Here is a 4,363-nt window from a genome sequence, read left to right on the forward strand (position 1 = left end):
CCCAGCGCAGATCCCGCGGGACGCGACGAACACCCCGGCCCCGCGGCCGGCCTCGGCCGAGATCGACGTCGTCCGGCTCAAGGGCCCGGCGGCCCGCGTCGTGACGAACATGGAGTCGAGCCTCGAGCTGCCGACCGCGACGAGCGTGCGCGCCGTCCCGGCGAAGCTGCTCATCGACAACCGGGTCGTCGTCAACAACCACCTCGCCCGCGCCCGCGGCGGCAAGGTGTCGTTCACCCACCTCATCGGGTTCGCGCTCGTCGAGGCGCTCGCCCAGATGCCCGAGATGAACTACGCGTTCGGCGAGGACGCCGAAGGCAAGCCGGCCGTCCTCAAGCCGTCGCACGTCAACCTCGGCATCGCGATCGACCTCGCGAAGCCGGACGGCACCCGCACGTTGCTCGTCCCGAACATCAAGCACTGCGAGACGATGGACTTCGCCCAGTTCTGGGCGGCCTACGAGGACGTCATCCGCCGCGCCCGCACCGGCAAGCTCGGCGCGGACGACTTCGCCGGCACGACGCTCAGCCTGACGAACCCCGGCACCATCGGGACCAACCACTCGGTGCCGCGGCTCATGAAGGGCCAGGGCACGATCATCGGCGTCGGGGCGATGGACTACCCCGCCGAGTACCAGGGCGCCTCCGAGGAGACCCTCGCCCGGCTCGCGGTGAGCAAGATCATGACGCTCACGTCGACGTACGACCACCGGATCATCCAGGGCGCGCAGTCCGGCGACTTCCTGCGCGTCGTCCACGGCAAGCTGCTCGGCGACGACGGCTTCTGGGACCGGATCTTCCACGCGCTGCGGATCCCCTACGAGCCGATCCGCTGGGTCCGCGACATCTCCGTCTCGCACGACGACGAGATCAACAAGACCGCGCGCGTCCAGGAGCTCATCCACGCCTACCGGGTCCGCGGCCACCTCATGGCCGACACCGACCCGCTGGAGTACAAGCAGCGCCGGCACCCGGACCTCGACGTCACGAGCCACGGCCTCACGCTGTGGGACCTCGACCGCGAGTTCCCGACCGGCGGCTTCGGCGGCAAGCCCGTCATGAAGCTGCGGCACATCCTCGGCGTCCTGCGCGACTCCTACTGCCGCACGGTCGGCATCGAGTACATGCACATCCAGGACCCGGAGCAGCGGCAGTGGCTCCAGGACCGGATCGAGCACCCGTACGCCAAGCCCTCCCCCGACGAGCAGCTGCGGATCCTGCGCCGGCTCAACGCGGCCGAGGCCTTCGAGACGTTCCTGCAGACGAAGTTCGTCGGGCAGAAGCGGTTCAGCCTCGAGGGCGGCGAGAGCGTCATCCCGCTGCTGGACGCCGTCCTGTCCGAGGCCGCGCGCGCGGACCTCGACGAGGTCTGCGTCGGCATGCCGCACCGCGGCCGGCTCAACGTGCTCGCGAACATCGCCGGCAAGAGCTACGGGCAGATCTTCCGCGAGTTCGAGGGCACCCAGGACCCGAAGTCGGTCCAGGGCTCCGGCGACGTGAAGTACCACCTCGGCACCGAGGGCACCTTCACCGCCGAGACCGGCGAGCAGACCCGGGTCTACCTCGCGGCGAACCCGTCGCACCTCGAGGCCGTGAACCCGGTGCTCGAGGGCGTCGTCCGGGCCAAGCAGGACCGGCTCAACCGGGGCAGCGCGTTCTTCTCCGTGCTGCCGGTGCTCATGCACGGGGACGCCGCGTTCGCCGGCCAGGGGGTCGTCGCCGAGACGCTCAACCTGTCGCAGCTGCGCGGGTACCGCACGGGCGGCACCGTGCACATCATCGTCAACAACCAGGTCGGCTTCACGACGGCGCCCGCGTCGTCGCGCTCGTCGGTGTACTGCACCGACGTCGCCCGGATGATCCAGGCGCCGATCTTCCACGTGAACGGGGACGACCCCGAGGCGTGCGTCCGCGTCGCCCGGCTGGCCTTCGAGTTCCGGATGGCGTTCGACAAGGACGTCGTCATCGACATGGTCTGCTACCGCCGTCGCGGCCACAACGAGGGCGACGACCCCTCGATGACGCAGCCGCTCATGTACAACCTCATCGAGGCCAAGCGGAGCGTCCGCAAGCTCTACACCGAGGGCCTCATCGGCCGCGGCGACATCTCCGTCGAGGACGCCGAGCGCGCGCTGCGCGACTACCAGGAGCAGCTCGAGCGCGTCTTCGCCGAGACCCGCGAGGCGACCGACACCCCGCAGGCCCCGACCGGCGACGTCACCGCCGGGCTGGACCTGCCGCTCGCGCAGCAGCAGGCCGCCGCGAACCAGCACGCGGCGCCGCGGGCGACCGCGGTCGACCCGGCCGTGCTCAAGCGGATCGGCGACGCGCACGTCTCGCCGCCGCCCGGCTTCGTCGTCCACCCCAAGCTCATGCCGATGCTCGAGAAGCGCGCGGCGATGTCGACCGACGGCGCCGTCGACTGGGGCTACGGCGAGGTCCTCGCGTTCGGTTCGCTGCTGCTCGAGGGCACCTCGATCCGGATGGCCGGCCAGGACAGCCGGCGCGGCACGTTCGTGCAGCGGCACGCCGTCCTCACCGACAAGCTCACCGGCACCGAGTGGACGCCGCTGGCGAACCTCGCCGAAGAGCAGGGCAAGTTCTGGATCTACGACTCGCTCCTGTCCGAGTACGCGGCGATGGGCTTCGAGTACGGGTACTCCGTCGAGCGCCCCGACGCCCTCGTGCTGTGGGAGGCGCAGTTCGGCGACTTCGGCAACGGCGCCCAGACGATCGTCGACGAGTTCATCTCGTCGTCCGAGCAGAAGTGGGGCCAGCGCTCGTCGGTCGTCCTGCTCCTGCCGCACGGCTTCGAGGGCCAGGGCCCGGACCACTCCTCGGGCCGCATCGAGCGCTACCTGCAGATGTGCGCCGAGAACAACATCACCGTGTCGATGCCGTCGACCCCCGCGTCGCACTTCCACCTGCTGCGCCGCCAGGCGTACGCCCAGCCGCGCCGTCCGCTCGTCGTCTTCACCCCGAAGTCGATGCTGCGGCTCAAGACGGCGCAGTCCGCGGTGGAGGACTTCACGACCGGCGGCTTCCGCACCGTAATCCCCGAGGGCCCGAGCCTGCGCTCCTCGGACGTCGACCGCGTGCTCCTGTGCTCGGGGAAGGTCTACTGGGACCTGCTCGCCGAGCGCACGAAGCGCGGCGACACCCGGACGGCGATCGTCCGCCTCGAGCAGCTCTACCCGCTCGACGCGGCCGCCGTCCTCGACGCGGTCGACCGGTTCCCGAACGCCCAGCTCGTCTGGGTGCAGGAGGAGCCGGCCAACCAGGGCCCGTGGCCGTTCATCGCGCTCAACCTGCCCGAGCACCTCGGCGGCCGCCCGCTCCTGCGCGTCTCGCGCCCGGCGTCGGCCTCCCCCGCGGCCGGCTCGTCGAAGAAGCACGCGGCCGAGCAGGCCAGCCTCGTGCAGCAGTCCTTCGACCGCTGACCGACCCGCTCGCGCGTCACCAGCAGCACCCGGCGGCGCCGGACCCTTCGTGAAGGGTCCGGCGCCGCTGCGCTGCCCGGCCTCGCCGGAGCTTCGTCGGTGCTCCATGACACGCCGGGAGCCACCTGGCGTCACCGACCGACGACGAACCTGCGGCGGGGGCTTTGCTCTGCCATCACCAGCGAGCCACCCCTCCGGTCCGCCCCGGTCGAAGGTTCGCTCTGCCCTCACTCGTGAGGGCAGAGCCGCGTGCCCGCATCAGGTCGACCACGGCCTCCGTACCGGACGGCGCTCCCGACCGCCCGCACGGGAGAGCGGCCGTGGTCTTGGGCTGGCTCCCTCCCGTCACGCGTGCTGGATCGCCGTCACCTGCGCGCGGGAGGCGACAGCGACTCGCTCGTCCATGGATGGAGCGATCGATGTGTGGACGCGGGCGTCATCACCCCGGAACCCACACATCGACGGCAGCATCGTCGGCTGCACGGCGGCCCGGTCGGCGGCCCGGCGACACTCCGCCGTCCGGCCTGCATGGGCACCACCCTCACAGGTGAGGGCAGAGCAAGCACCACGCGACAGCGTGTCCCGGCCCCGCCGCGGTGCGCCCCCACCCGTGGCTCGCTGGTGATGGCAGAGCAAAGCGCGGCCAAGGGTGTGCCCCTGCGCGGGCGGACGGCCGGGGCAGGCGACAATAGGAGACGTGTACTTCACCGACCGCGGCATCGAGGAGCTCGAGACGCGCCGGGGCGAGGAGGAGGTCAGCCTTGCCTGGGTGGCCGAGCGCCTGCGTGAGTTCGTCGACCTGAACCCGGAGTTCGAGACCCCCGTCGAACGGCTCGCGACGTGGCTCGCACGCCTGGACGACGAGGACGAGTGAGCACGCACCTCGGAGAACGGACGGACATCGGGGGGCGGACAGACATCGGG

2 protein-coding genes are annotated in these 4,363 nt (G+C 71.1%); both read left to right on the top strand.

Annotation, left to right across the window (positions count from 1 at the left end; all coding sequences use genetic code 11):
* Nucleotides 1-3,439 (top strand): multifunctional oxoglutarate decarboxylase/oxoglutarate dehydrogenase thiamine pyrophosphate-binding subunit/dihydrolipoyllysine-residue succinyltransferase subunit (locus tag EDJALFJO_RS00280; RefSeq protein ID WP_143448196.1); only part of this gene is annotated, 3,439 nt, incomplete at its 5' end.
* Nucleotides 3,440-4,136: 697 nt separating this feature from the next.
* Nucleotides 4,137-4,313, top strand: coding sequence for a DUF6104 family protein (locus tag EDJALFJO_RS34750; protein WP_088281046.1), 177 nt, complete (start codon nucleotides 4,137-4,139; stop codon nucleotides 4,311-4,313).
* The last annotated feature ends 50 nt before the right edge of the window (nucleotides 4,314-4,363 follow it).

Source organism: Kineosporia sp. A_224 (assembly GCF_002198655.1).
Taxonomy (GTDB): domain Bacteria; phylum Actinomycetota; class Actinomycetes; order Actinomycetales; family Kineosporiaceae; genus R-H-3.